A 21,043-nucleotide genomic window follows, 5' to 3' on the forward strand; every position below is an offset into this window, starting at 1 on the left:
CTAGATAAAATGAGGTAAACGATGGAAAAACAGAGTCAGTTACAAATTTTAATTCATTCCCTGTACAATAATAAAGAAATTAGCTTGACGGAAGAATTTAGGAAGCAATTGCTGGAAACAGCAAAACAGTTCTCTAGTACTAGTGAAGATTTGCTAGCTGTACGTCTCTCATTTGCCGTCTCTAAAGAATTATTGGGCTTTAAAGGTGAACCACCGACAGAGTTATTGGATTTGGCAAAATTTGTCCAAAAGAAAGAAGCTAAATATAAGCAGGGAGTAGTGTGGTCTGGTATTTTTAAAATATGATTCATTATAAAATACGGCATGAGCATCGCATAATGGATGAATCTGAATATGAGCAAGACTTGGATTTCAATGCCAAACCAAGTCTTGTTTTTGATACTATAGAATAAAATGGAGTCTGTCTGATTACAATCAGCAGACTTTTTTCTCTTTCCTGAATATGTTATAATAGTCCATGCTGTGGCTGGAGCCTTTTCAGCCCATTTATTAAGACAATATGAGGAGAAAGATGAAAGAAAAAGGATTTTGGGAGGGGGCGCAGGCAGCTATGCCAACGGCACTTGGTTATGTCAGTATCGGCCTGGCCTGTGGGATTATTGGTGCGCCCTATGTGACACCTGTGGAGATGGGCTTGATGAGCCTCTTTGTTTATGCTGGGAGTGCCCAGTTTGCCATGCTGGCACTGATTGCGGTTCAAGCACCTGTAGCAGCTATTGCGATGACGGTCTTTTTGATCAATTTGCGTCTCTTTTTGTTGAGTTTGCATGCGTCGACCTATTTTCGTCATACTAGTCTCTGGCACAATATCGGTATGTCTAGCATCTTGACAGATGAGACTTATGGCGTTTTGATGGGCGAGTTAGCCCATACAGACAAGGTCAATCCTATGTGGATGCACGGAAACAACCTCAATAGCTATGTGGCTTGGTTTGTGGGAACAGTGGTTGGAACGGCTCTGGGTGGTCTGCTGCCAAATCCAGAAATCTTTGGCTTGGATTTTGCCCTGGTTGGGATGTTCATTGGGATTTTTGCTTCGCAATTCCAGATTATGCAAAGACGGATTCCTGTCCGCAATCTGCTTATTATTCTAGCAGTTGTTGCGGTGTCCTTCTTTTTGCTCTTGACAGTGGTGTCTCAGTCACTAGCTGTTCTGTTTGCGACGCTACTTGGTTGTACAATGGGGGTGGTTTTAGATGGTCAGTAAGTATCTTTTATTAGCAGTTCTCTTCTCTGGCTTGGTGACCTGGATTCCCCGTATGATTCCCTTCATCTTGGTCAAGTATAAGGGTTTGCCTGCAATCGTTGAGCGTTTTTTGAAGTTCTTGCCCGTTTCTATTATCTTTGCCTTGATTCTTTCAAGCGTAGTGACAGGCAAGGTTGGGAACCTTCCTCAAATCAAATGGCTGGACTTCTTAGCAGTATTTCCGACGGCTTGGATAGCCTTTCGCTACCGTAATCTAGTCGGAACGGTTCTCTTCGGAGTAGTCTTGATTGCCATCTTGCGTTTGGTCTTTTAAATCAGCCATAAAGAAAACTTATCACAGAGATAGATATCATATAATGGCGTAAATAGTCTTTTTCTGTTAAGATTATAAGGTATTCTATTTTGGAGGAAATGACATGAAAAAAATCGTTAAATACTCATCTCTTGCTGCTCTAGGGCTTATTGCTGCAGGTGTGCTTGCGGCTTGTTCAGGTGGTGCTAAGAAAGAAGGAGAAGCAGCTAGCAAGAAAGAAATCATCGTTGCAACCAATGGCTCGCCAAAACCATTTATCTATGAAGAAAATGGTGAATTGACTGGTTACGAGATTGAAGTCGTTCGCGCTATCTTTAAAGATTCTGACAAATATGATGTCAAGTTTGAAAAGACAGAATGGTCAGGTGTATTTGCTGGTCTTGACGCTGACCGTTACAATATGGCTGTCAACAATCTGAGCTACACTAAAGAACGTGCGGAGAAATACCTCTATGCCGCACCAATTGCCCAAAACCCTAATGTCCTTGTAGTGAAGAAAGATGACTCTAGTATCAAGTCTCTCGCTGATATCGGTGGAAAATCGACGGAAGTCGTTCAAGCCACTACATCAGCTAAGCAGTTAGAAGCATACAACGCTGAACACCCGGACAACCCAACTATCCTTAACTATACTAAGGCAGACTTCCAACAAATCATGGTACGTTTGAGCGATGGCCAATTTGACTATAAAATTTTTGATAAAATCGGTGTTGAAACAGTCATTAAGAACCAAGGTTTGGACAACTTGAAAGTCATTGAACTTCCAAGCGACCAACAACCGTACGTTTACCCACTTCTTGCTCAAGGTCAAGATGAGTTGAAATCATTTGTAGACAAACGCATCAAAGAACTCTATAAAGACGGAACGCTTGAAAAATTGTCTAAACAATTCTTCGGAGACACTTACCTACCGGCAGAAGCTGATATTAAATAATTTCTTGAAGTCATCCATTCTGAGTAAGATGGGTGATTTCTCAGTTTTTAGATATATAGTTTTAAACTATATATCTGACTATCTAATAACAATTTGTGCAATTGAACAAAGTATGAGATACTAGTACGGTATTATTTTTAAGGAGAAAGAATCATGAAAATTAAAAAATGGCTTGGTGTAGCAGCCCTTGCTACAGTCGCAGGTTTGGCTCTTGCAGCTTGCGGAAACTCAGAAAAGAAAGCAGACAATGCAACAACTATTAAAATCGCAACTGTTAACCGTAGCGGTTCTGAAGAAGCGCGTTGGGATAAGGTCCAAGAATTGGTTAAAAAAGACGGAATTACCTTGGAATTTACAGAGTTCACAGACTACTCACAACCAAACAAGGCAACTGCTGACGGCGAAGTAGACTTGAACGCTTTCCAACACTACAACTTCTTGAACAACTGGAACAAGGAAAACGGGAAAGACCTTGTAGCGATTGCTGATACTTACATCTCTCCAATCCGCCTTTACTCAGGTTTGAATGGAAGTGACAACAAGTACACTAAAGTAGAAGACATCCCAGCAAACGGAGAAATCGCTGTACCAAACGATGCTACAAACGAAAGCCGTGCGCTTTACTTGCTTCAATCAGCTGGCTTGATTAAATTGGACGTTTCAGGAACTGCTCTTGCAACAGTTGCTAACATCAAAGAAAATCCAAAGAACTTGAAAATCACTGAATTGGACGCTAGCCAAACAGCTCGTTCATTGTCATCAGTTGACGCTGCCGTTGTAAACAATACCTTCGTTACAGAAGCAAAATTGGACTACAAGAAAGCACTTTTCAAAGAACAAGCTGATGAAAATTCAAAACAATGGTACAACATTATCGTTGCGAAAAAAGATTGGGAAACATCACCAAAAGCTGATGCTATCAAGAAAGTGATCGCAGCTTACCACACAGATGACGTGAAAAAAGTTATCGAAGAAACATCAGACGGTTTGGATCAACCAGTTTGGTAATAAGAAACAGGGAGGTGGGAGAGAAAATTCCACCTCTTGCTTTTGTATAGAGCATGGATTGTAAAGAAGACTATAGGTTCATAGAAAGGTAGAGAGAATATGGTTTTTCCTAGTGAACAAGAACAAATTGAAAAATTTGAAAAGGATCATGTAGCCCAGCATTATTTTGAGGTTTTGCGTACCTTGATTTCTAAGAAATCAGTCTTTGCCCAGCAGGTGGGACTCAAGGAAGTCGCAACCTATCTGGGTGAGATTTTCAAGCGTGTTGGGGCTGAAGTGGAGATTGATGAGACTTACACGGCGCCTTTTGTCATGGCGCATTTCAAGAGTTCGCGTCCAGATGCCAAAACCTTGATTTTCTATAACCACTATGACACTGTGCCAGCGGACGGGGATCAGGTCTGGACAGAGGATCCCTTTACGCTTTCGGTGCGCAATGGCTTCATGTATGGGCGTGGGGTTGACGATGACAAGGGTCATATCACAGCTCGTTTGAGTGCTTTGAGAAAATACATGCAGCACCACGATGACCTGCCTGTCAATATCAGTTTTATCATGGAGGGAGCGGAGGAATCGGCTTCAACAGACCTAGATAAGTATCTGGAAAAACATGCGGATAAACTCCGTGGTGCAGATTTGTTGGTCTGGGAACAAGGGACCAAAAATGCCTTGGAACAGCTAGAAATTTCTGGTGGAAATAAGGGGATTGTGACCTTTGATGCCAGGGTGAAAAGCGCTGATGTCGATATCCACTCTAGTTATGGTGGTGTTGTGGAGTCAGCTCCATGGTACCTCCTTCAAGCCTTACAGTCTCTTCGTGCAGCAGATGGCCGTATCTTGGTTGAAGGCTTGTACGAAGAAGTACAAGAGCCGAATGAACGGGAATTGGCCTTGGTGGATACCTATGCTCAACGCAATCCAGGGGAAATCAGCCAGATTTATGGTTTGGAATTGCCTCTCTTACAAGAGGACCGTGCAGCCTTTCTGAAACGTTTCTTTTTCGAGCCAGCCCTTAATATCGAAGGGATTCAGTCAGGTTACCAAGGACAAGGGGTTAAAACGATATTACCTGCAGAAGCCAGTGCTAAGTTAGAAGTTCGTTTGGTTCCTGGTCTAGAACCACATGATGTTCTGGAAAAAATTCGGAAACAGCTAGACAAAAATGGCTTTGATAAGGTAGAATTATACTATACCTTGGGAGAGATGAGCTATCGAAGCGATATGAGCGCACCAGCCATTCTCAACGTAATCGAGTTGGCCAAGAAATTCTATCCACAGGGCGTTTCAGTCTTGCCGACGACAGCGGGGACAGGGCCTATGCATACGGTCTTTGATGCCCTAGAGGTGCCAATGGTGGCCTTCGGTCTAGGAAATGCCAACAGCCGAGACCATGGTGGAGATGAAAATGTGCGAATCGCCGATTATTACACCCATATTGAATTAGTAGAGGAGCTGATTAGAAGCTATGAGTAGAGATATTATCAAGTTAGATCAGATCGATGTGACTTTTCACCAAAAGAAGAGAACCATCACAGCGGTCAAGGATGTGACCATTCACATCCAAGAAGGGGATATCTACGGAATCGTTGGATATTCTGGAGCAGGGAAATCAACCCTTGTACGGGTGATTAACCTCTTGCAAAAACCATCTGCAGGGAAAATCACCATTGACGACGATGTGATTTTTGATGGTAAGGTGACCTTGACGGCAGAGCAGTTGCGTCGTAAACGTCAAGATATCGGAATGATTTTCCAGCATTTTAACCTGATGAGTCAGAAGACTGCAGAGGAGAATGTGGCTTTTGCCCTCAAACACTCTGGACTCAGCAAGGAAGAAAAGAAGGCTAAAGTAGCTAAGTTGTTGGACTTGGTCGGCTTGGCAGACCGTGCTGAAAATTACCCTTCACAACTATCTGGAGGGCAAAAACAGCGTGTGGCTATTGCGCGTGCCTTGGCCAATGATCCAAAAATCTTGATTTCAGATGAGTCAACTTCTGCCCTCGATCCGAAGACAACCAAGCAGATTTTGGCCTTGTTGCAAGATTTGAACCAAAAATTAGGCTTAACTGTTGTCTTGATTACGCATGAAATGCAGATTGTCAAAGATATTGCCAACCGTGTGGCAGTTATGCAGGATGGGCATTTGATTGAAGAGGGCAGTGTCCTTGAAATCTTCTCAGACCCTAAACAACCTTTGACCCAGGACTTTATCTCAACAGCAACAGGAATTGATGAAGCTATGGTCAAGATTGAGAAGCAAGAAATCGTGGAACACTTGTCTGAAAACAGCCTTTTAGTGCAACTCAAGTATGCAGGTGCTTCAACAGACGAGCCACTTTTGAATGAATTATACAAGCATTACCAAGTAACAGCTAATATCCTTTATGGAAATATCGAAATCCTCGATGGCACTCCTGTTGGAGAATTGGTTGTGGTCTTGTCAGGTGAAAAAGCAGCGTTGGCAGGTGCCCAAGAAGCCATTCGTCAAGCAGGCGTACAGCTAAAAGTATTGAAGGGAGGACAGTAAGATGGAATCATTGATTCAAACCTATTTGCCAAATGTCTATAAAATGGGCTGGGCTGGTCAAGCAGGCTGGGGAACAGCTATTTACCTAACCCTCTATATGACAGTTCTTTCCTTCATCATCGGAGGGCTCTTGGGACTGGTTGCAGGGCTTTTCCTTGTCTTGACAGCTCCAGGTGGGGTCTTGGAAAATAAAGTTGTTTTCTGGATTTTGGATAAGATTACTTCCATTTTCCGTGCGGTACCATTTATCATTCTCTTGGCAGTCTTGTCACCCTTCTCTCATCTAATCGTAGGAACAAGCATTGGTCCAAATGCGGCTATCGTACCGCTATCTTTTGCAGTCTTTGCCTTCTTTGCCCGTCAAGTGCAGGTTGTCTTGGCTGAGCTAGATGGTGGTGTCATTGAGGCGGCTCAAGCGAGCGGAGCGACTTTCTGGGACATCGTGGGTGTTTACCTATCAGAAGGTCTTCCAGATTTGATTCGCGTGACAACTGTGACCTTGATTTCCCTTGTTGGTGAAACAGCCATGGCCGGAGCGGTTGGAGCTGGTGGTATTGGTAACGTAGCCATCGCTTATGGATTTAACCGCTACAATCACGATGTGACTATCTTGGCAACCATCATTATCATTTTGATTATCTTTGCAATCCAATTCTTGGGAGATTTCTTGACTAAGAAATTGAGCCATAAATAAAAAAGAGCTAGGCCATCTGTACATCAATTCATAGGAGTTGTCGTTATAGTCAAGACTTAAAATTCTCTGTACTAGCTGCTATCAACCGTTACTTTTAAGAGTAAGAGAGTTAAGAATTGTGGGGAGTCAATATGCAAAATCTGGGAGAAGTTTTTAAAGAATTGAGAAAGAGTCGGAATGTATCTCTACAGGAGGCGACGGGAGGAGAGTTTACTTATTCCATGCTAAGCAAATTTGAGCGTGGAGAAGCAGACTTATCATCTATGAAATTGATTACTGCCTTAGATAACATCCACTCTGATTTGAATGAATTTATGTACTTGGTACGTGGTTTTTCTCAGAAAAAGGTCCTGGCTTTTCAAGAAAATCTTTGGGATTTATATGACAGAGAAGGGATTGATTCTCTCCATTCCTTGTATGAAGAGACGACTCAAAAGTATAGATCAAGTGGTGAAACAAGCTATCTTTTACAAATGATTCGTCTCAAAAGCCTTCTCGTGTTTTTTGATTCAAACATAAGAGCAACGGATGAAGAACTGACTTTTCTCTATGACTATTTTTTTACTATTGACATCTGGGGAAATTATGAATTGGAACTATTTTCAACGATTTCTACTTTGTTTCCTCTGCCCCTCTATTTTAAATATTCTAGGGAGATGTTACAAAAGACGGATTTATTAGGCTCTTTACCTAGTAACAAAGCTGGTATTGATACCATTTTGATGAATGGACTTTTTAAAGCGATAGAGGAAAAGGATAAATTAAAAGCAGATTATTTTATCTTTCAGATTGAAAACCGCGATTTACCAGAATCTCAAGCTTATCTTAAAATCATTTATATGATTGCTAAAGGGTATTATGATACTAGTTTTAAAGTAGAAAATAAGGGTCTTGAAAAAATCCAGAGAGGCATTACAATCTTACAAGATTTAGAGTATGTAGATGGTGTAAGATACTATGAAAACTATTTTGCAAATCAGCTTTCAAATAAAGATTTGTAATATATTCTCGTTACATCGACTGATGAAAAATAAATAGGCTTGTAGATGGATTGATAATTAGCAATTTCTAGGCGCTAGAGTTTCTATTTTCAGAAAAAATATATTACAAAAAAGTGGGGAGTCCCGCTTTTTTTGTTAGACTGGTTTCAATAGAATACTCTTTGAAATATGGAGAAAGCCCTGTTATGAAACTATTCTTAAAACATCATTTATTTAGAATACTGACCTTATCAAGGTTTTTGAGCTCAAGTGGAGCTTATATTTATAATCTGGTATTTATCGTTTATGCTACGAGTCTACCCTTTAAAAATATAGCTGTATTTATGGCGAATATGATTACGATTTTACCTTTCCTATTTACTTTTTATGTTGGGATTAAGGCTGATCATACTCGGAATAAAGCAGGGACAATTATCTGGGTTGGTTGTGTGCAAAGTCTGCTATTTCTTTTGATTGCTAGTGTGATTCATGATCCGAACTTCGTAACGTTTGCTGTTATCTGTATGGTTAATATCTGTTCAGATATTTTATCAGATTATACAGCAGGCCTTCGTATGCCGATTATCCAGCATAATATTTCGGAAGATAAGCTCTATGAAGCTTATTCCTTTACTCAGTTTGTCTCCTATTTATCAAATCTAGGAGGTCAAGCCTTAGGAGTGTGGTTACTCACAACCAGCCATCAAAATTTTTCTTTTGTTGCGATTGTGAATGCTGGTTTCTTTTTACTATCTTCTCTCATTTTGTTCAAAAATAGCAGAGAATTGACGTATTTGTCTGTAACGGTAGAGAATGAGCCTATTAGTTTACTTCAACAAGTTAAGGCAATCTATGCGGACATGGATAATATATTTAGACAGAGAGAAAGTAAATCTTTGTTTAAAATGATTCTTGTCATTTTGGTAATGAATACTTTGGGAGGGGCTGTTGGAGGTATTTATCACTTTTACTTATTAGACCATACTATCTATCATCTCAGCTATGCTCAAGCCCTATTTTTAATTGAATGTGTTAGCTTGGGAGGAGCTATTCTTGGTAGCCTAACTCCCCATGATTATTTTGGGAAATTGTCGTTTTCAAGTTTGCTATCGCTCAATGCAATTCTGTTTGTCTTGCTTGCTGCTACTAATATTTTAGATTTTTCTCCTCTAGTAGGTGTTGCTTGCTTAGCCTTTGTCATGTATTTGATGTCGAAATCAATGCCTAAATTAGATACTCTGTTACTGTCTAATTTGAGTGCGGATGTATTAGCTAGAAGTAATAATCTCTTGAGTATGATTTTTTCCCTAACATTACCCTTGGGGATGTCTGTATTTTCCTTCTTAGCTTTACAAGATATCAGACTTTGTTGGTGGGTGTTTTTGGTAGTGAGTGTGATAGGGTTGATTTTATCACTAGAAAAAAGAAGTTTTTCAGGTAAAAAATGTTAACCTAGGAAGCTAAGGCTTACTAGAAGATCTTCCAGATTTGATTCGTGTGACGACTGTGACCTTGATTTCCCTTGTTGGGGAAACAGCTATGGCTGGTGCGGTTGGAGCTGGTGGTATCGGTAACGTAGCCATCGCTTATGGATTTAACCGCTACAATCACGATAAAACTATCTTGGCAACCATCATTATCATTTTGATTATCTTTAAATTCATACTCAATGAAAATCAAAGAGCAAACTAGGAAACTAGCCGCAGGCTGCTCAAAACACTGTTTTGAGGTTGGAGATAAGACTGACAAAGTCAGTAACCATATATACGGCAAGGTGACGTTGACGTGGTTTGAAGAGATTTTCGAAGAGTATCAATTCTTGGGAGACTTCTTGACTAAGTCTTGAGCCATAAATAAAAAAGAGCCGCCTGGCTCTTTTTTAGTAATCAGATTTTCTGTGCAAATTTTTTACTCAAGGCTTGTCCAATCAAGGCACCAACTAGGGCTCCGATGACAATACTTGCGATAAATAGAAGGACAGTTCCAGGGTTTGGTGCAACCATGATACGGTCGATATATTCTTGGGATTTTCCTCTTGCTAGAAGGGTTGCCATATAGGCTTTGGGCGCAATCCACATAAGCAAGATTGGACCGGTTGAGCTAAAGGCAAAAATAAGGAAAGAAAGGAAGTTCTTTGTTTGGTTCTTGTATTTTCCGAGGCTAGCTACTCCATCTGCTAGCAGACCACAGATAATTCCAGGAAGGAAGGCACCAGCACCGTGTTTAGTTCCCAAGAAAAAGAGGGCGATGACAAGGCCGATAGTGGTAATGGATCCAAAGCGTGGAACTTTTGCGACCAGAATCATATAGACGCTACCGCCGACAAGGGCAGTAAAGGCAGGCGCATAAAACATGTTTCCAGTTTGGTCAAAGAGATTGCCCAAAAGGACACCAATACCCATGCAGAGGAAGTAAAGAACTGCAAAAAGCAGTGTAGTTAAGATAGATTTTTTCATGAATCATCTCCTGATAATTTTTTCACAATTCTCATTTTACCATGGTTTGGTGGGATTGTAAATGGATACTAGAAGTTTTTGAAAACGCTTGAAATATGATATAATAGTTTCATAGTTATTTTTAGGAGGATATCATGGGGAGATTTTTAGATTTTGTCTTTAATCGTTTCTTTTTAGGGATGATTGCGACAGCCTTCTTTTGGCTATTAACTTTAGCAGGAGGGATTATCCTTGGTCTAGCGCCGGCTAGTGCCACCTTGATGAGCTTGTATGCAGAACATGGTTATAGCTTTCGGGAATACAGTTTGAAGGAGGCTTGGCCTCTTTATAAGCAAAATTTTGTCTCAAGCAACCTGATTTTCTATAGCTTTTTAGGAGTGGATTTAGTTTTGGTCTATGGCTTGTATCTCTTGGTTCAATTGCCTCATCAGACCATCGTTCATTTGATTGCGACCTTTTTTAATGTTCTAGTAGTTGCCCTGATCTTTTTGGCTTATACAGTATCTTTGAAATTACAAGTTTATTTTGACTTGTCTTATCGAAATAGTCTCAAACTATCCTTGATTGGCATCTTTATGAGTCTAGCAGCTGTGGCCAAGGTTCTCCTTGGAACCGTGCTACTTGTGGCAATTGGTTACTATATGCCTGCCCTGCTATTTTTTGTAGGAATTGGGATGTGGCATTTCTTTATCAGTGATATGTTGGAACCGGTCTATGAAAGTATTCATGAAAAATTGGCGACAAAGTAGGATGAAACAGTTTTGGCTACATACGCTTCTGCGAACCTACAGTTCAGTTATGATCATTATTATTGCGAGTTTTGCAATCTTACTCTCCCATGCTGACTGGGATTCACGGGAAAAGGAAGCCCAGAGAGTAGCCCAGCGTGTAACTGCTAGAACAGTGAGTGAAATTGAATATTACCATAGAGAGTCAACCCAAATAGCTCAGGCTTTAGTTGAAAATCAAGCTCGTATTGAGGGAATCTATAAATACTTTAGCCTTAGCATGCCAGACTATTTTTACTGGCAATTAGAGCGGAAAGCTTCGCCTTATGTATCGGTCTCTCTGCATGAAAATGTTGATGACCTCTATGTTCGAAATGATTTTGTAACTGGGGTGGCCATTGCTTTTCAAGATTACAAGGAAGTCTATGTTTCTACTAAAGACAAACGTAGTGGAGAAAAAATCAGGGCTGAGGATTTCAAACCAGCAGGAAATAGTTTTGCCATTCCGGTGTCAGATCCAGTGTCAGATCAAGACTTAGGAGTGATTTACATCTCCTTGGATCCTGCTGTTTTATACCATGCCATTGATAATACTAGAGGTCATACTCCGATGGCAGTAACAGTGACCTCACCTTTTGATACGGAGATTTTTCATATTGGTGAAACAGTTGATAAGGAGAGTGAAAATTGGCTAGTTGGCTTAACTTCTCATGGTTATCAGGTTCAGGTGGCAGTTCCCAAAAACTTTGTTTTACAAGGAACGGTGACCAGCTCTGCTTTGATTGTGGGCTTGAGCCTTCTCTTTATTGTCATTCTCTATCTGACGTTGAGGCAGACCTTTGCTAATTACCAAAAGCAGGTAGTGGATTTGGTGGATTCCATCCAAGCTATTGCCCAAGGGGAAGAAGGTCTTCGCATTGACACACTTGAAAAGGATCAGGAATTGCTCCTAATCGCAGAGACTACTAATGATATGTTGGATCGTTTGGAAAAGAATATCCATGATATTTATCAGTTAGAGCTTAGTCAAAAAGATGCCAATATGCGGGCCTTGCAGGCGCAAATCAATCCTCATTTTATGTATAATACGCTGGAGTTCTTGCGCATGTATGCAGTTATGCAGAGTCAAGATGAGTTGGCAGATATCATTTATGAATTCAGTAGTCTCTTGCGTAACAATATTTCTGACGAAAGAGAAACTCTTCTCAAACAGGAATTAGAATTTTGCCGTAAATACAGCTATCTCTGCATGGTTCGCTATCCCAAGTCCATTGCCTATGGTTTCAAGATAGACCCAGAGTTAGAGAATATGAAGATTCCCAAGTTTACCTTGCAACCGCTGGTAGAAAATTATTTCGCGCATGGTGTTGACCACAGACGGACAGATAATGTGATTAGCATCAAGGCGCTTAAACAGGATGGTTTTGTGGAAATTTTAGTGGTAGATAATGGCCGTGGAATGTCGGTTGAAAAATTGACAAGTATTCGAGAAAAATTAAGTCAGAGACATTTTGAACACCAAGCCAGTTACAGTGATCAAAAGCAGTCTATCGGGATTGTCAATGTCCATGAGCGGTTTGTGCTCTATTTTGGGGACCGCTATGCCATTACGATAGAGTCTGCGGAGCAAGCAGGTGTTCAGTATCGTATTACAATTCAAGATGAGTAGAAAGGGAGAAAATGTATAAAGTATTATTAGTAGATGATGAGTACATGGTGACAGAAGGTCTGAAGCGTTTGATTCCCTTTGATAAGTGGGATATGGAGGTCGTCGCAACAGCCAGTCATGCCGATGAAGCCCTAGAATATGTTCAGGAAAATCCCCTCGATGTCATCATTTCAGATGTCAATATGCCCGACAAAACAGGGCTTGATATGATTCGGGAAATGAAAGAGATCTTACCAGATGCCGCCTATATCCTGCTTTCAGGTTATCAGGAGTTTGAGTATGTAAAAAGAGCCATGAATCTTAGTGTGGTGGACTATTTGGTCAAGCCTGTTGATAAGGTAGAGTTAGGAAATCTGCTGGAGAAGATTGCAGATCAGCTCGGCGAGAGAGGGAAGAAAAGCCAGACCCTCAGTCAAGATTTAGACGAGACTGGATTTGTTAGTTATTTAGGGGATAAGGAGAATTGGTGGATAGGTCTATCCAAGGAAAAACAAGGTTCCTTCACCATTCCCTACTATGTCTTGGGTCAAGATTGGCAGATTTTCATTTCTGACCAACCCCTAGATGGTTTGGTCGTTACACCTTTTGAAGCTCCTTATCAAGAACACTTTGAACGCTGGAAGCTGAATGCTGAGAAAGCCCTCTTTTACGGCTCTGTAAATCTACAGCAGTCTCAGAGTCTCTTTGCCTACTACGAACCGATTTATAGGGTTATCATTCAGGGGAATCTCAATCAAATCGTAGAAGAGTTGAACCTCTTGGAGAAGGTGGTTCTTGAAAATACACCTCGTGTTCCGATTACCAAACAGCTTTTTATCCAGTTTGTCATGGATGTCTTTCACTTGTTTGAACATCTCAAAGCTGATGATATGACGGACATTGTCAAAACCATTCATGCTATTCAATCCTTCGATGAATTGGTTTCTTATATCAAGGAAACTCTGACCAGCTTTTTCGGTCAATACCGCATGAATGAAAATGTGGTCAGTGTGCTGGAAGTCATTGGTCGTGATTACCAAAAAGAGCTTTCCCTCAAGGATATCAGTAAGGCCCTCTTTATCAATCCTGTCTATCTAGGTCAGTTGATTAAGCGAGAAACCGATTCGACCTTTGCAGAATTACTAAACAAACAACGTATTAAGGCTGCTCAGCAGCTCTTGCTTTCAACCAGTGACAGTATCGAAGATATTTGTTATGCTGTTGGTTACAGTAACCTTGGATATTTCTATAAAGTGTTCCGAAAATTGTGCGGAAAATCGCCAAAAGCCTACCGAAAACAGGTAGAAACGATACTATAAGATTTGTATTCCTTTACAAAATGTGCTATAATAAAAATAATATTATTAGGAGGTTCTATCATGAAAAAGAAACCGATTTATCTATGGGTCTTGTTAATCTTGTCTGCCCTTATTTCAGCTATGTCTCTGTTTGGAATGTTGAGTCCCTTACCTAGCAAAGAAGCCCTTCGTGCTGCTCAGAAACAAGTTGCAGGGGTCAGTGCTCAGCAATTAGAAGACCAGCTTAATTACAACTATGGAGTAGCAGAAGCGTATCATTCTATTTTTAATATGGCCTTGATTGTGCTATCTGCTATTTTAGTGGTCGTAGCGATTGTCTTCCTTATTCGTAAGAATTTGCAATATGCAAACTATACTTACGTTGGCTATGTTTTGTTAGCTATTATCGGTTCGATTTATGGCTATGTTGGTTTACAGGACGCTGTGCAGTTGGTTCAAGATGAGACCATGCGTTTGACAATGAGTATTGGTTCAAAAGCTGTCAGCATTTTCTATATCGTCATCAATATTCTCTTCCTAGCTCTTGTCTTCTATAAGATGTGGCGTCAGCAGAAAGCCTTGGCAGAAGAAGAGGAAGCAGAAAATCTTGCCTAAGTATTGACAAAAAAGAACTATCAAGATACAATCTTGGTAGTTCTTTTTCGATTAAAAATAAAATCATGGAGGTACATATGAAGACAATTTCTTTAGTTTATATTAGTTTGAGTGGCAACACTGAAAGTTTTGTGACGCGCTTGAAAGATTATCTCTTGTCCCAGTACGAGGGGATTGAAGTCCAAAAGATTCATATCAAGGATTTGGTCAAGGAAGGTCATGATTTCTATGAAATGGACCACCCTTACGTCGCTTTTTTGCCGACCTATCTCGAAGGTGGGAATGGCGTGGATAATGGAGATGTCGAGATTTTGACGACACCCGTTGGGGATTTTATCGCCTATGGTGACAATGCTAGTAAGTGTTTTGGCGTAGTTGGTTCAGGAAATCGTAACTTTAATAACCAATACTGCCTGACAGCCAAGCAATACAGTCAACGCTTTGGTTTCCCTGTCTTGGCTGACTTTGAAATGCGAGGCATGCTGGAAGATATCAAACGTGTCGCAGCCATTATCGCAGATTTGTATGAGTTGGAAAAGGAGAATTAAAGTCAATATAAGAGGCACTTGGGATTTTTTAACTGTTTTTTTGAGTATAAACAGTCTTTAAGAACGTAAAAAAGCATAAGTTCAGGTCTTTAAAACCTTGTTCTTATGCTTTTTATCATAGAAATATTTGCTGCATTTTCTCTTGAAAGGAAACCTTATACTCAATGAAAATCAAAGAGCAAACTAGGAAACTAGCCGCAGGCTGTACTTGAGTACGGCAAGGCGACGTTGACGTGGTTTGAATTTGATTTGCGAAGAGTATTATCTTCATCTCGCGCTTGTCAGTTAACCTGCTTTTCCGATTGCAAGTGCGTAGATAAAGAAGATGGCGAAACCAAAGAGGAAAAGCAATCCTGCAATGGCAAGGTGTTTGAGCCAAGAAGGAAGATTTTTGTTTTCACGCGTTACCAAGGCGTAGTTTAAAAGAGCGAAGAATGGTGTTGTCAGGAAAGAACCAATCATAGCAAAGCGGAGCATGGTTGAAACCTGACCAGCGAAGAACTTGATAATGACGATACCGATGATAGCAGTGATGGTCATCCAAATGTTCAAAGATTTACTACTGTCTTCTTTTTGACTGATTAGCAGTCGGAGAGATTCCTGATTAACACGAGAATAGCCATCGATAACAGTGATAACTGTTCCAAAGATACAGAGGAAGGCGATAAAGGTAATCAAGTAACGGGACCATTCGCCAAGAACAGAGGCATACATGCCCACGAATTGAGAGATGTATTTGGCTGAAGCAGCTTCAACCGCCTGCCCTGTAGGATACTGAATCAGTGCTCCCAGTGCCACAAAGAAGACGGCTAGGATAGCTGTTCCAATATAACCAGTGTTAAAGTCAAACAGAGCGTCTTCTGTGTTAAAGTTGACGGTCTTTCTCTTTTCAGCTGACCAAAGTGAATTGATAGCTGAAATTTCAATAGGAGCCGGCATCCATCCTAGGAGGGAGACGATGAAGGGCAGAGCTGCCATTTGCCAAGGTGTCTTCTCGACAAAATCAGAGCTGTATTCGGGATGCTTGACCGCCGCAATGATAACTGCAAGAACAGTCGCAATGGTCAAAGCAGACATAATCCATTTGACCATGCCGTCTAAAAGTTTGTAGCCTCCAAAGAGTAGCATAGCCCAAATGATTGCAACGAGAATGAGGGACCACTGAGTGATGCTAAGTCCAATCATTGGGAAAGCACTGGCGATGATGGCTGAGCACAGAATGGCGACACCAGCTGTGTTGACCATAGCCGAAAAGACATTGAGGATAAAGAAAATCCAGAGATAGAGTTTTCCTTTTTCGGCGTAACCTTCAACCAAAGTCTTTCCGGTATCAGCTGTATATTCAGCACCAAAACGGAAAAATGGATATTTAAAGACATTGGCTAAGATGACCAAGAAAAGTAGAGACCAACCGTAAGAACCGCCAGCTTGAGTTGAGGATACAATATGGGAACCTCCAACAGCGGCAGTTGCCATTAGAATTCCAGGTCCCATTGCTTTTAGTTTACTTGCCCAGGTTGATTGATTTAAGGAAATAGCTTGCGACATGATAAATACTCCTTTTTGAATTTTCAGAATAATCTGGATATGTAATCTATATTCTACAAAAAACTTTGGGAAAATGCAAGAATATTTTGAAAAAAGATAGAAAATTACAGAAAATTTACAAAGAAGATCTGAAAATAACTGCTATGATAGCAAGGTACAGCAGGGTAAAGAAAAACCGAGAAGTTTCTTTCTCGGACTTGCTTATTATGAGGTTCCTATTTTCTATGCTCCAAGAGTTGATTGATATGGTCTACTTTTTTAGCTTCTTTTTTATAAAGAATAACCCAGATGATAAGGTAGACAATCGCAAACTCGATAATGAGCTGGAGATAGAAGAACCAGTGGAAAGGGAACCAACCTGCCAGAGTTGCTAGTGGGATAAAGCCTACTAGCATGAGGAAGAAATGGGAAAGCGTCGCACGAAGCATGCTCCAGTCACGGCTGAATAATCGTTTACCAAAGTTGAAGAGCATACCGATAGCTGCCCAGATAAGAGTACAGTAGAGCAAGATTAGGGCACCGTGAACCTGATGCTGAGCCATCACTTGGCCGATGAGAGAGTAGGGATTTAGTGGGGCATAAGTACTCGGTGCATAAATGAGTGAAAAGATGATAGAGAGGATGAGGCCGATAAGGACACCAGTAGCTGCATCGTGAAATACTTGTTTTTTCATAGTTCTAATTTCTCCTTGATGGTTTTTAGGTAACGGCGTGAAGAGTAGGTGAAGCTTTTGTTTTTCAAGAAAATTTCTACCAGACCGTTGGGCGTGAGATTGAGATGAGAGATGGAATCGATATTGATGATTTCTGATTGGGAAATTTGGATAAAATTGGTTGGCAGAATTTCAAGGACCTGATAGAGTCGCAAATCAATGCTGTAGGTCTGACTCGCGGTTTCTGCTAGAACCTTCCGATTCTCGATATAGAAGCGTTGAATCTTGCCGATCTCAACGAGATAGACCTGATTATCGATTTTCCCTTTGATTTTTTCTGTTAGATCCAGATTTTCTGCGAACTCGATGACTTTCTGGACTTTCTCGGTTTCTTGAGGTGCTTGGACAATCAGTTTCTCCTCCTCGTAAGTCTCACTAATCTGTAGTTCTACTTTCATAAATTTCTCTCCTTGTTTTTCATACAAAATTGTGATCACTTCTTGTACACCTTTATTAAACACTATTTTACGCCCTCTGACAAGGGACTTTGTCTATGTGGAGGGATTTGACTCCTATGTGGCGCTTGCTTTTCTGTCCTTTCTGAAATATGGTATAATAGCATTATCAATTTCTAGGAAAATAGATACGGAAAGGGGCTGAAAGATGTCTCATATTATTGAATTGCCAGAGGTGTTGGCAAACCAGATCGCAGCTGGAGAGGTTATCGAGCGTCCAGCTAGCGTTGTTAAGGAGTTGGTAGAAAACGCTATTGACGCGGGCTCTAGTCAGATTATCATTGAGATTGAGGAAGCTGGTCTCAAGAAGATCCAAATCACAGATAATGGTCATGGAATTGTCCACGATGAGGTGGAATTGGCCCTGCGTCGCCATGCGACCAGTAAGATAAAAAATCAAGCAGATCTCTTTCGGATTCGGACGCTTGGTTTTCGTGGTGAAGCCCTTCCTTCTATCGCGTCTGTTAGTGTTCTGACCCTTTTGACGGCGGTGGATGGTGCAAGTCATGGAACCAAGTTAGTCGCGCGTGGGGGTGAAGTTGAGGAAGTCATCCCAGCGACTAGTCCTGTGGGAACCAAGGTTTGTGTAGAGGATCTCTTCTTCAACACGCCTGCCCGTCTCAAGTATATGAAGAGCCAGCAGGCGGAGTTGTCTCATATCATTGATATTGTCAACCGTCTGGGCTTGGCCCATCCTGAGATTTCTTTCAGCTTGATTAGTGATGGCAAGGAAATGACGCGGACAGCTGGGACTGGTCAATTGCGCCAAGCTATCGCAGGGATTTACGGTTTGGCGAGTGCAAAGAAGATGATTGAAATTGAGAATTCTGACCTTGATTTCGAAATTTCAGGTTTTGTGTCCTTGCCTGAGTTGACTCGGGCCAATCGCAATTATATCAGCCTCTTCATCAATGGCCGTTATATCAAGAACTTCCTGCTCAATCGTGCTATTCTTGACGGCTATGGCAGTAAGCTCATGGTGGGGCGTTTTCCACTGGCTGTCATTCACATCCATATCGACCCTTATCTAGCGGATGTCAATGTTCATCCAACCAAGCAAGAGGTGCGGATTTCCAAGGAAAAAGAATTGATGACGCTGGTCTCAGAAGCTATTTCCAACAGTCTCAAGGAACAAACCTTGATACCAGATGCCTTGGAAAATCTTGCCAAATCGACCGTCCGCAATCGTGAGAAGGTGGAGCAAACTATTCTCCCACTCAAAGAAAATACGCTCTACTATGAGCAAACAGAGCCGACAAGACCTAGCCAAGCTGAGGTGGCTGATTATCAGGTAGAATTGACTGATGAAGGACAGGATTTGACCCTGTTTGCCAAGGGAACCTTGGACCAATTGACCAAGCCAGCAAAATTGCATTTTGCAGAGCGAAAACCTGCTAACTACGATCAACTAGACCATCCAGAGTTAGATCTTGCTAGTCTTGATAAGGCCTATGACAAGCTGGAGCGAGAAGAATCATCAAGCTTTCCAGAGTTGGAATTTTTCGGGCAAATGCATGGAACCTATCTCTTTGCCCAAGGGCGAGATGGGCTCTATATCATAGACCAGCACGCGGCTCAGGAACGGGTCAAGTACGAGGAGTATCGTGAAAGCATTGGCAATGTTGACCAGAGCCAGCAGCAACTCCTAGTGCCCTATATTTTTGAATTTCCTGCGGATGATGCCCTTCGTCTTAAGGAAAGAATGGCACTTTTAGAGGAAGTTGGAGTCTTTCTAGCAGAGTACGGAGAAAATCAATTTATCTTACGTGAACATCCTATTTGGATGGCAGAAGAAGAGATTGAGTCAGGCATCTATGAAATGTGTGATATGCTACTCTTGACCAAGGAAGTTTCTATCAAGAAATACCGGGCAGAGCTGGCTATCATGATGTCCTGCAAGCGGTCTATCAAGGCCAATCATCGTATCGATGACCATTCGGCCAGACAGCTCCTTTATCAACTTTCTCAATGTGACAATCCCTATAACTGTCCCCATGGACGTCCTGTTTTGGTGCATTTTACTAAGTCGGATATGGAAAAGATGTTCCGACGCATTCAGGAAAATCACACCAGTCTCCGTGAGTTGGGGAAATATTAAACTAAAAGGAAAACTATGTACGAATATTTAAAAGGAATCATTACCAAAATCACTGCTAAATACATTGTTCTTGAAACCAACGGTATCGGTTATATCCTGCATGTGGCCAATCCCTATGCTTACTCGGGACAGGTCAATCAGGAGGCTCAGATTTATGTGCATCAAGTCGTGCGTGAGGACGCTCATCTGCTTTATGGATTTCGCTCAGAAGACGAGAAAAAACTCTTTCTCAGTCTGATTTCGGTCTCTGGGATTGGTCCTGTATCAGCTCTTGCTATTATCGCTGCTGATGACAATGCTGGCTTGGTTCAAGCCATTGAAACCAAGAACATCACCTACTTGACCAAATTCCCTAAAATTGGCAAGAAAACAGCCCAGCAGATGGTGCTGGACTTGGAAGGCAAGGTAGTAGTTGCAGGAGATGACCTTCCTGCTAAGGTGGCAGTGCAAGCTAGCACTGAAAACCAAGAACTGGAAGAAGCCATGGAAGCTATGCTGGCTCTGGGCTACAAGGCAACAGAACTCAAGAAAATCAAGAAATTCTTTGAAGGAACGACAGATACAGCTGAGAACTATATCAAGTCGGCCCTTAAAATGTTGGTCAAATAGGAGTAGAGCATGACAAAACGTTGTTCGTGGGTCAAGATGACCAATCCGCTCTACATTGCCTATCATGATGAGGAGTGGGGCCAGCCTCTCCATGATGACCAAGCATTGTTTGAGTTATTGTGTATGGAAACCTATCAGGCAGGCCTATCTTGGGAAACGGTGCTCAACAAACGTCAAGCTTTCCGAGAAGCCTTTCATGGCTATCAAATTCAAGCAGTTGCAGAGATGACCGACACCGAATTGGAAGCCTTGTTAGACAATCCAGCCATCATCCGAAATAGAGCCAAGATTTTTTCTACACGCGCTAATGCTCAAGCCTTTCTACGACTACAGGCAGAGTACGGCTCTTTTGATGCCTATCTTTGGTCTTTTGTTGAGGGGAAAACGATCGTTAATGATGTTCCCGACTACCGCCAAGCCCCAGCTAAAACACCCTTGTCTGAAAAATTAGCCAAAGATCTCAAAAAAAGAGGTTTCAAGTTCACAGGCCCAGTCGCTATCTTGTCTTTTCTACAGGCTGCAGGGCTAGTTGATGACCATGAGAATGATTGTGAGTGGAAAAGCGGCAATTAGTGAGTATAGGTAATTAGAATATCTGAGAATATAGAAAAAAGCTGAGAAACTCTTCCCAGCTTTTTATATA

At 41.4% G+C, this 21,043-nt stretch carries 22 protein-coding genes and 1 pseudogene; 19 read left to right on the forward strand and 4 right to left on the reverse strand.

The features are described from left to right. Nucleotides 1-21: 21 nt before the first annotated feature. The 11 genes and pseudogenes from HT698_RS06310 to HT698_RS06360 form a co-directional block, all read left to right on the forward strand. Nucleotides 22-306, forward strand: coding sequence for a hypothetical protein (locus HT698_RS06310; RefSeq protein ID WP_000415011.1), 285 nt, complete (start codon nucleotides 22-24; stop codon nucleotides 304-306). Nucleotides 307-532: 226 nt separating this feature from the next. Beyond that, nucleotides 533-1,228 (forward strand): AzlC family ABC transporter permease, encoded by a 696-nt coding sequence (locus HT698_RS06315; protein ID WP_000659737.1) that lies wholly within the window; start codon nucleotides 533-535, stop codon nucleotides 1,226-1,228. Continuing rightward, nucleotides 1,218-1,541 (forward strand): AzlD domain-containing protein, encoded by a 324-nt coding sequence (locus HT698_RS06320; protein ID WP_000253947.1) that lies wholly within the window; start codon nucleotides 1,218-1,220, stop codon nucleotides 1,539-1,541. The genes HT698_RS06315 and HT698_RS06320 overlap by 11 nt, the downstream gene beginning before the upstream one ends. A gap of 103 nt (nucleotides 1,542-1,644) precedes the next feature. Continuing rightward, the gene (locus HT698_RS06325; protein WP_049513066.1) at nucleotides 1,645-2,475 is read left to right on the forward strand and encodes an amino acid ABC transporter substrate-binding protein; all 831 of its coding nucleotides are present in this window, start codon (nucleotides 1,645-1,647) and stop codon (nucleotides 2,473-2,475) included. Nucleotides 2,476-2,628: 153 nt separating this feature from the next. Then, nucleotides 2,629-3,483, forward strand: coding sequence for a MetQ/NlpA family ABC transporter substrate-binding protein (locus tag HT698_RS06330; protein WP_023948487.1), 855 nt, complete (start codon nucleotides 2,629-2,631; stop codon nucleotides 3,481-3,483). A 99-nt stretch (nucleotides 3,484-3,582) separates the two neighbouring features. Beyond that, nucleotides 3,583-4,956, forward strand: coding sequence for a M20/M25/M40 family metallo-hydrolase (locus HT698_RS06335; protein ID WP_173219465.1), 1,374 nt, complete (start codon nucleotides 3,583-3,585; stop codon nucleotides 4,954-4,956). After that, on the forward strand, nucleotides 4,949-6,010 hold the full coding sequence (locus HT698_RS06340; RefSeq protein WP_000085666.1) for a methionine ABC transporter ATP-binding protein: 1,062 nt from the start codon (nucleotides 4,949-4,951) through the stop codon (nucleotides 6,008-6,010). The genes HT698_RS06335 and HT698_RS06340 overlap by 8 nt, the downstream gene beginning before the upstream one ends. Before the next feature lies 1 nt (nucleotide 6,011). Continuing rightward, entirely contained in the window at nucleotides 6,012-6,704 is a 693-nt protein-coding gene (locus HT698_RS06345) for a methionine ABC transporter permease (protein ID WP_000444652.1), read from the forward strand. Nucleotides 6,705-6,835: 131 nt separating this feature from the next. Then, the gene (locus tag HT698_RS06350; RefSeq protein ID WP_164226291.1) at nucleotides 6,836-7,705 is read left to right on the forward strand and encodes an Rgg/GadR/MutR family transcriptional regulator; all 870 of its coding nucleotides are present in this window, start codon (nucleotides 6,836-6,838) and stop codon (nucleotides 7,703-7,705) included. A 185-nt stretch (nucleotides 7,706-7,890) separates the two neighbouring features. Then, nucleotides 7,891-9,135, forward strand: a complete 1,245-nt coding sequence (locus HT698_RS06355; protein WP_173219467.1) for a transporter — start codon at nucleotides 7,891-7,893, stop codon at nucleotides 9,133-9,135. 28 nt (nucleotides 9,136-9,163) lie between these two features. Then, nucleotides 9,164-9,376, forward strand: a pseudogene (locus tag HT698_RS06360) (hypothetical protein); the annotation flags it as partial. A gap of 194 nt (nucleotides 9,377-9,570) precedes the next feature. Here HT698_RS06360 and HT698_RS06365 read toward each other — a convergent pair. After that, nucleotides 9,571-10,140, reverse strand: a complete 570-nt coding sequence (locus tag HT698_RS06365) for an MptD family putative ECF transporter S component (RefSeq protein WP_112444527.1) — start codon at nucleotides 10,138-10,140, stop codon at nucleotides 9,571-9,573. 134 nt (nucleotides 10,141-10,274) lie between these two features. Between HT698_RS06365 and HT698_RS06370 the strand changes: the two genes are divergently transcribed. From HT698_RS06370 to nrdI, 5 genes are all read left to right on the forward strand, one after another. Further along, nucleotides 10,275-10,889 carry a DUF624 domain-containing protein gene (locus tag HT698_RS06370; RefSeq protein WP_112444529.1) on the forward strand — a complete coding sequence of 205 codons (615 nt, stop codon included), beginning with the start codon at nucleotides 10,275-10,277 and terminating at the stop codon, nucleotides 10,887-10,889. Beyond that, entirely contained in the window at nucleotides 10,867-12,537 is a 1,671-nt protein-coding gene (locus HT698_RS06375; protein WP_345789462.1) for a sensor histidine kinase, read from the forward strand. Before HT698_RS06370 ends, HT698_RS06375 begins: the two co-directional genes overlap by 23 nt. Before the next feature lie 11 nt (nucleotides 12,538-12,548). Then, the gene (locus HT698_RS06380) at nucleotides 12,549-13,835 is read left to right on the forward strand and encodes a response regulator transcription factor (protein WP_173219471.1); all 1,287 of its coding nucleotides are present in this window, start codon (nucleotides 12,549-12,551) and stop codon (nucleotides 13,833-13,835) included. Nucleotides 13,836-13,895: 60 nt separating this feature from the next. After that, complete coding sequence (locus HT698_RS06385; RefSeq protein WP_000729017.1) at nucleotides 13,896-14,429, forward strand: hypothetical protein; 534 nt, start codon at nucleotides 13,896-13,898, stop codon at nucleotides 14,427-14,429. 77 nt (nucleotides 14,430-14,506) lie between these two features. Beyond that, entirely contained in the window at nucleotides 14,507-14,977 is a 471-nt protein-coding gene (gene nrdI, locus HT698_RS06390) for a class Ib ribonucleoside-diphosphate reductase assembly flavoprotein NrdI (protein ID WP_049539619.1), read from the forward strand. Between the two features lie 285 nt (nucleotides 14,978-15,262). Here nrdI and HT698_RS06395 read toward each other — a convergent pair whose 3' ends face one another. The 3 genes from HT698_RS06395 to HT698_RS06405 form a co-directional block, all read right to left on the reverse strand. Then, nucleotides 15,263-16,525, reverse strand: coding sequence for an NRAMP family divalent metal transporter (locus tag HT698_RS06395; protein WP_173219177.1), 1,263 nt, complete (start codon nucleotides 16,523-16,525; stop codon nucleotides 15,263-15,265). Between the two features lie 215 nt (nucleotides 16,526-16,740). Next, nucleotides 16,741-17,199: a DUF3021 domain-containing protein gene (locus HT698_RS06400; RefSeq protein WP_173219180.1), complete on the reverse strand. Its 459-nt coding sequence runs from the start codon at nucleotides 17,197-17,199 to the stop codon at nucleotides 16,741-16,743. Continuing rightward, a complete protein-coding gene (locus HT698_RS06405; RefSeq protein ID WP_173219183.1) occupies nucleotides 17,196-17,636 on the reverse strand; it encodes a LytTR family DNA-binding domain-containing protein in 441 nt (146 codons plus the stop codon). Before HT698_RS06405 ends, HT698_RS06400 begins: the two co-directional genes overlap by 4 nt. A 205-nt stretch (nucleotides 17,637-17,841) precedes the next feature. Here HT698_RS06405 and mutL point away from each other — a divergent pair, with 205 nt between their 5' ends. Genes mutL through HT698_RS06420 form a run of 3 tightly spaced genes read left to right on the forward strand, consistent with a single transcriptional unit; the run spans nucleotide 17,842 to nucleotide 20,973 of the window. Continuing rightward, complete coding sequence (mutL, locus tag HT698_RS06410) at nucleotides 17,842-19,791, forward strand: DNA mismatch repair endonuclease MutL (protein WP_173219186.1); 1,950 nt, start codon at nucleotides 17,842-17,844, stop codon at nucleotides 19,789-19,791. 15 nt (nucleotides 19,792-19,806) lie between these two features. After that, a complete protein-coding gene (ruvA, locus tag HT698_RS06415; RefSeq protein WP_173219189.1) occupies nucleotides 19,807-20,400 on the forward strand; it encodes a Holliday junction branch migration protein RuvA in 594 nt (197 codons plus the stop codon). A 9-nt stretch (nucleotides 20,401-20,409) separates the two neighbouring features. Further along, entirely contained in the window at nucleotides 20,410-20,973 is a 564-nt protein-coding gene (locus HT698_RS06420; RefSeq protein WP_173219191.1) for a DNA-3-methyladenine glycosylase I, read from the forward strand. The last annotated feature ends 70 nt before the right edge of the window (nucleotides 20,974-21,043 follow it).

The sequence above is a fragment of the Streptococcus sp. 3109 genome, assembly GCF_013276905.1.
Lineage (GTDB): Bacteria > Bacillota > Bacilli > Lactobacillales > Streptococcaceae > Streptococcus.

Coding starts and splice junctions, on each gene's coding strand:
- mutL (WP_173219186.1), top strand. CDS start 17,842: ATGTCTCATATTATTGAATTGCCAGAGGTGTTGGCAAACCAGATCGCA.
- HT698_RS06420 (WP_173219191.1), top strand. CDS start 20,410: ATGACAAAACGTTGTTCGTGGGTCAAGATGACCAATCCGCTCTACATT.
- HT698_RS06335 (WP_173219465.1), top strand. CDS start 3,583: ATGGTTTTTCCTAGTGAACAAGAACAAATTGAAAAATTTGAAAAGGAT.
- HT698_RS06365 (WP_112444527.1), bottom strand. CDS start 10,140: ATGAAAAAATCTATCTTAACTACACTGCTTTTTGCAGTTCTTTACTTC.
- ruvA (WP_173219189.1), top strand. CDS start 19,807: ATGTACGAATATTTAAAAGGAATCATTACCAAAATCACTGCTAAATAC.
- HT698_RS06330 (WP_023948487.1), top strand. CDS start 2,629: ATGAAAATTAAAAAATGGCTTGGTGTAGCAGCCCTTGCTACAGTCGCA.
- HT698_RS06385 (WP_000729017.1), top strand. CDS start 13,896: ATGAAAAAGAAACCGATTTATCTATGGGTCTTGTTAATCTTGTCTGCC.
- HT698_RS06405 (WP_173219183.1), bottom strand. CDS start 17,636: ATGAAAGTAGAACTACAGATTAGTGAGACTTACGAGGAGGAGAAACTG.
- HT698_RS06380 (WP_173219471.1), top strand. CDS start 12,549: ATGTATAAAGTATTATTAGTAGATGATGAGTACATGGTGACAGAAGGT.
- HT698_RS06395 (WP_173219177.1), bottom strand. CDS start 16,525: ATGTCGCAAGCTATTTCCTTAAATCAATCAACCTGGGCAAGTAAACTA.
- HT698_RS06345 (WP_000444652.1), top strand. CDS start 6,012: ATGGAATCATTGATTCAAACCTATTTGCCAAATGTCTATAAAATGGGC.
- HT698_RS06320 (WP_000253947.1), top strand. CDS start 1,218: ATGGTCAGTAAGTATCTTTTATTAGCAGTTCTCTTCTCTGGCTTGGTG.
- HT698_RS06375 (WP_345789462.1), top strand. CDS start 10,867: ATGAAAAATTGGCGACAAAGTAGGATGAAACAGTTTTGGCTACATACG.
- HT698_RS06325 (WP_049513066.1), top strand. CDS start 1,645: ATGAAAAAAATCGTTAAATACTCATCTCTTGCTGCTCTAGGGCTTATT.
- HT698_RS06310 (WP_000415011.1), top strand. CDS start 22: ATGGAAAAACAGAGTCAGTTACAAATTTTAATTCATTCCCTGTACAAT.
- HT698_RS06315 (WP_000659737.1), top strand. CDS start 533: ATGAAAGAAAAAGGATTTTGGGAGGGGGCGCAGGCAGCTATGCCAACG.
- HT698_RS06370 (WP_112444529.1), top strand. CDS start 10,275: ATGGGGAGATTTTTAGATTTTGTCTTTAATCGTTTCTTTTTAGGGATG.
- HT698_RS06350 (WP_164226291.1), top strand. CDS start 6,836: ATGCAAAATCTGGGAGAAGTTTTTAAAGAATTGAGAAAGAGTCGGAAT.
- HT698_RS06400 (WP_173219180.1), bottom strand. CDS start 17,199: ATGAAAAAACAAGTATTTCACGATGCAGCTACTGGTGTCCTTATCGGC.
- HT698_RS06340 (WP_000085666.1), top strand. CDS start 4,949: ATGAGTAGAGATATTATCAAGTTAGATCAGATCGATGTGACTTTTCAC.
- nrdI (WP_049539619.1), top strand. CDS start 14,507: ATGAAGACAATTTCTTTAGTTTATATTAGTTTGAGTGGCAACACTGAA.
- HT698_RS06355 (WP_173219467.1), top strand. CDS start 7,891: ATGAAACTATTCTTAAAACATCATTTATTTAGAATACTGACCTTATCA.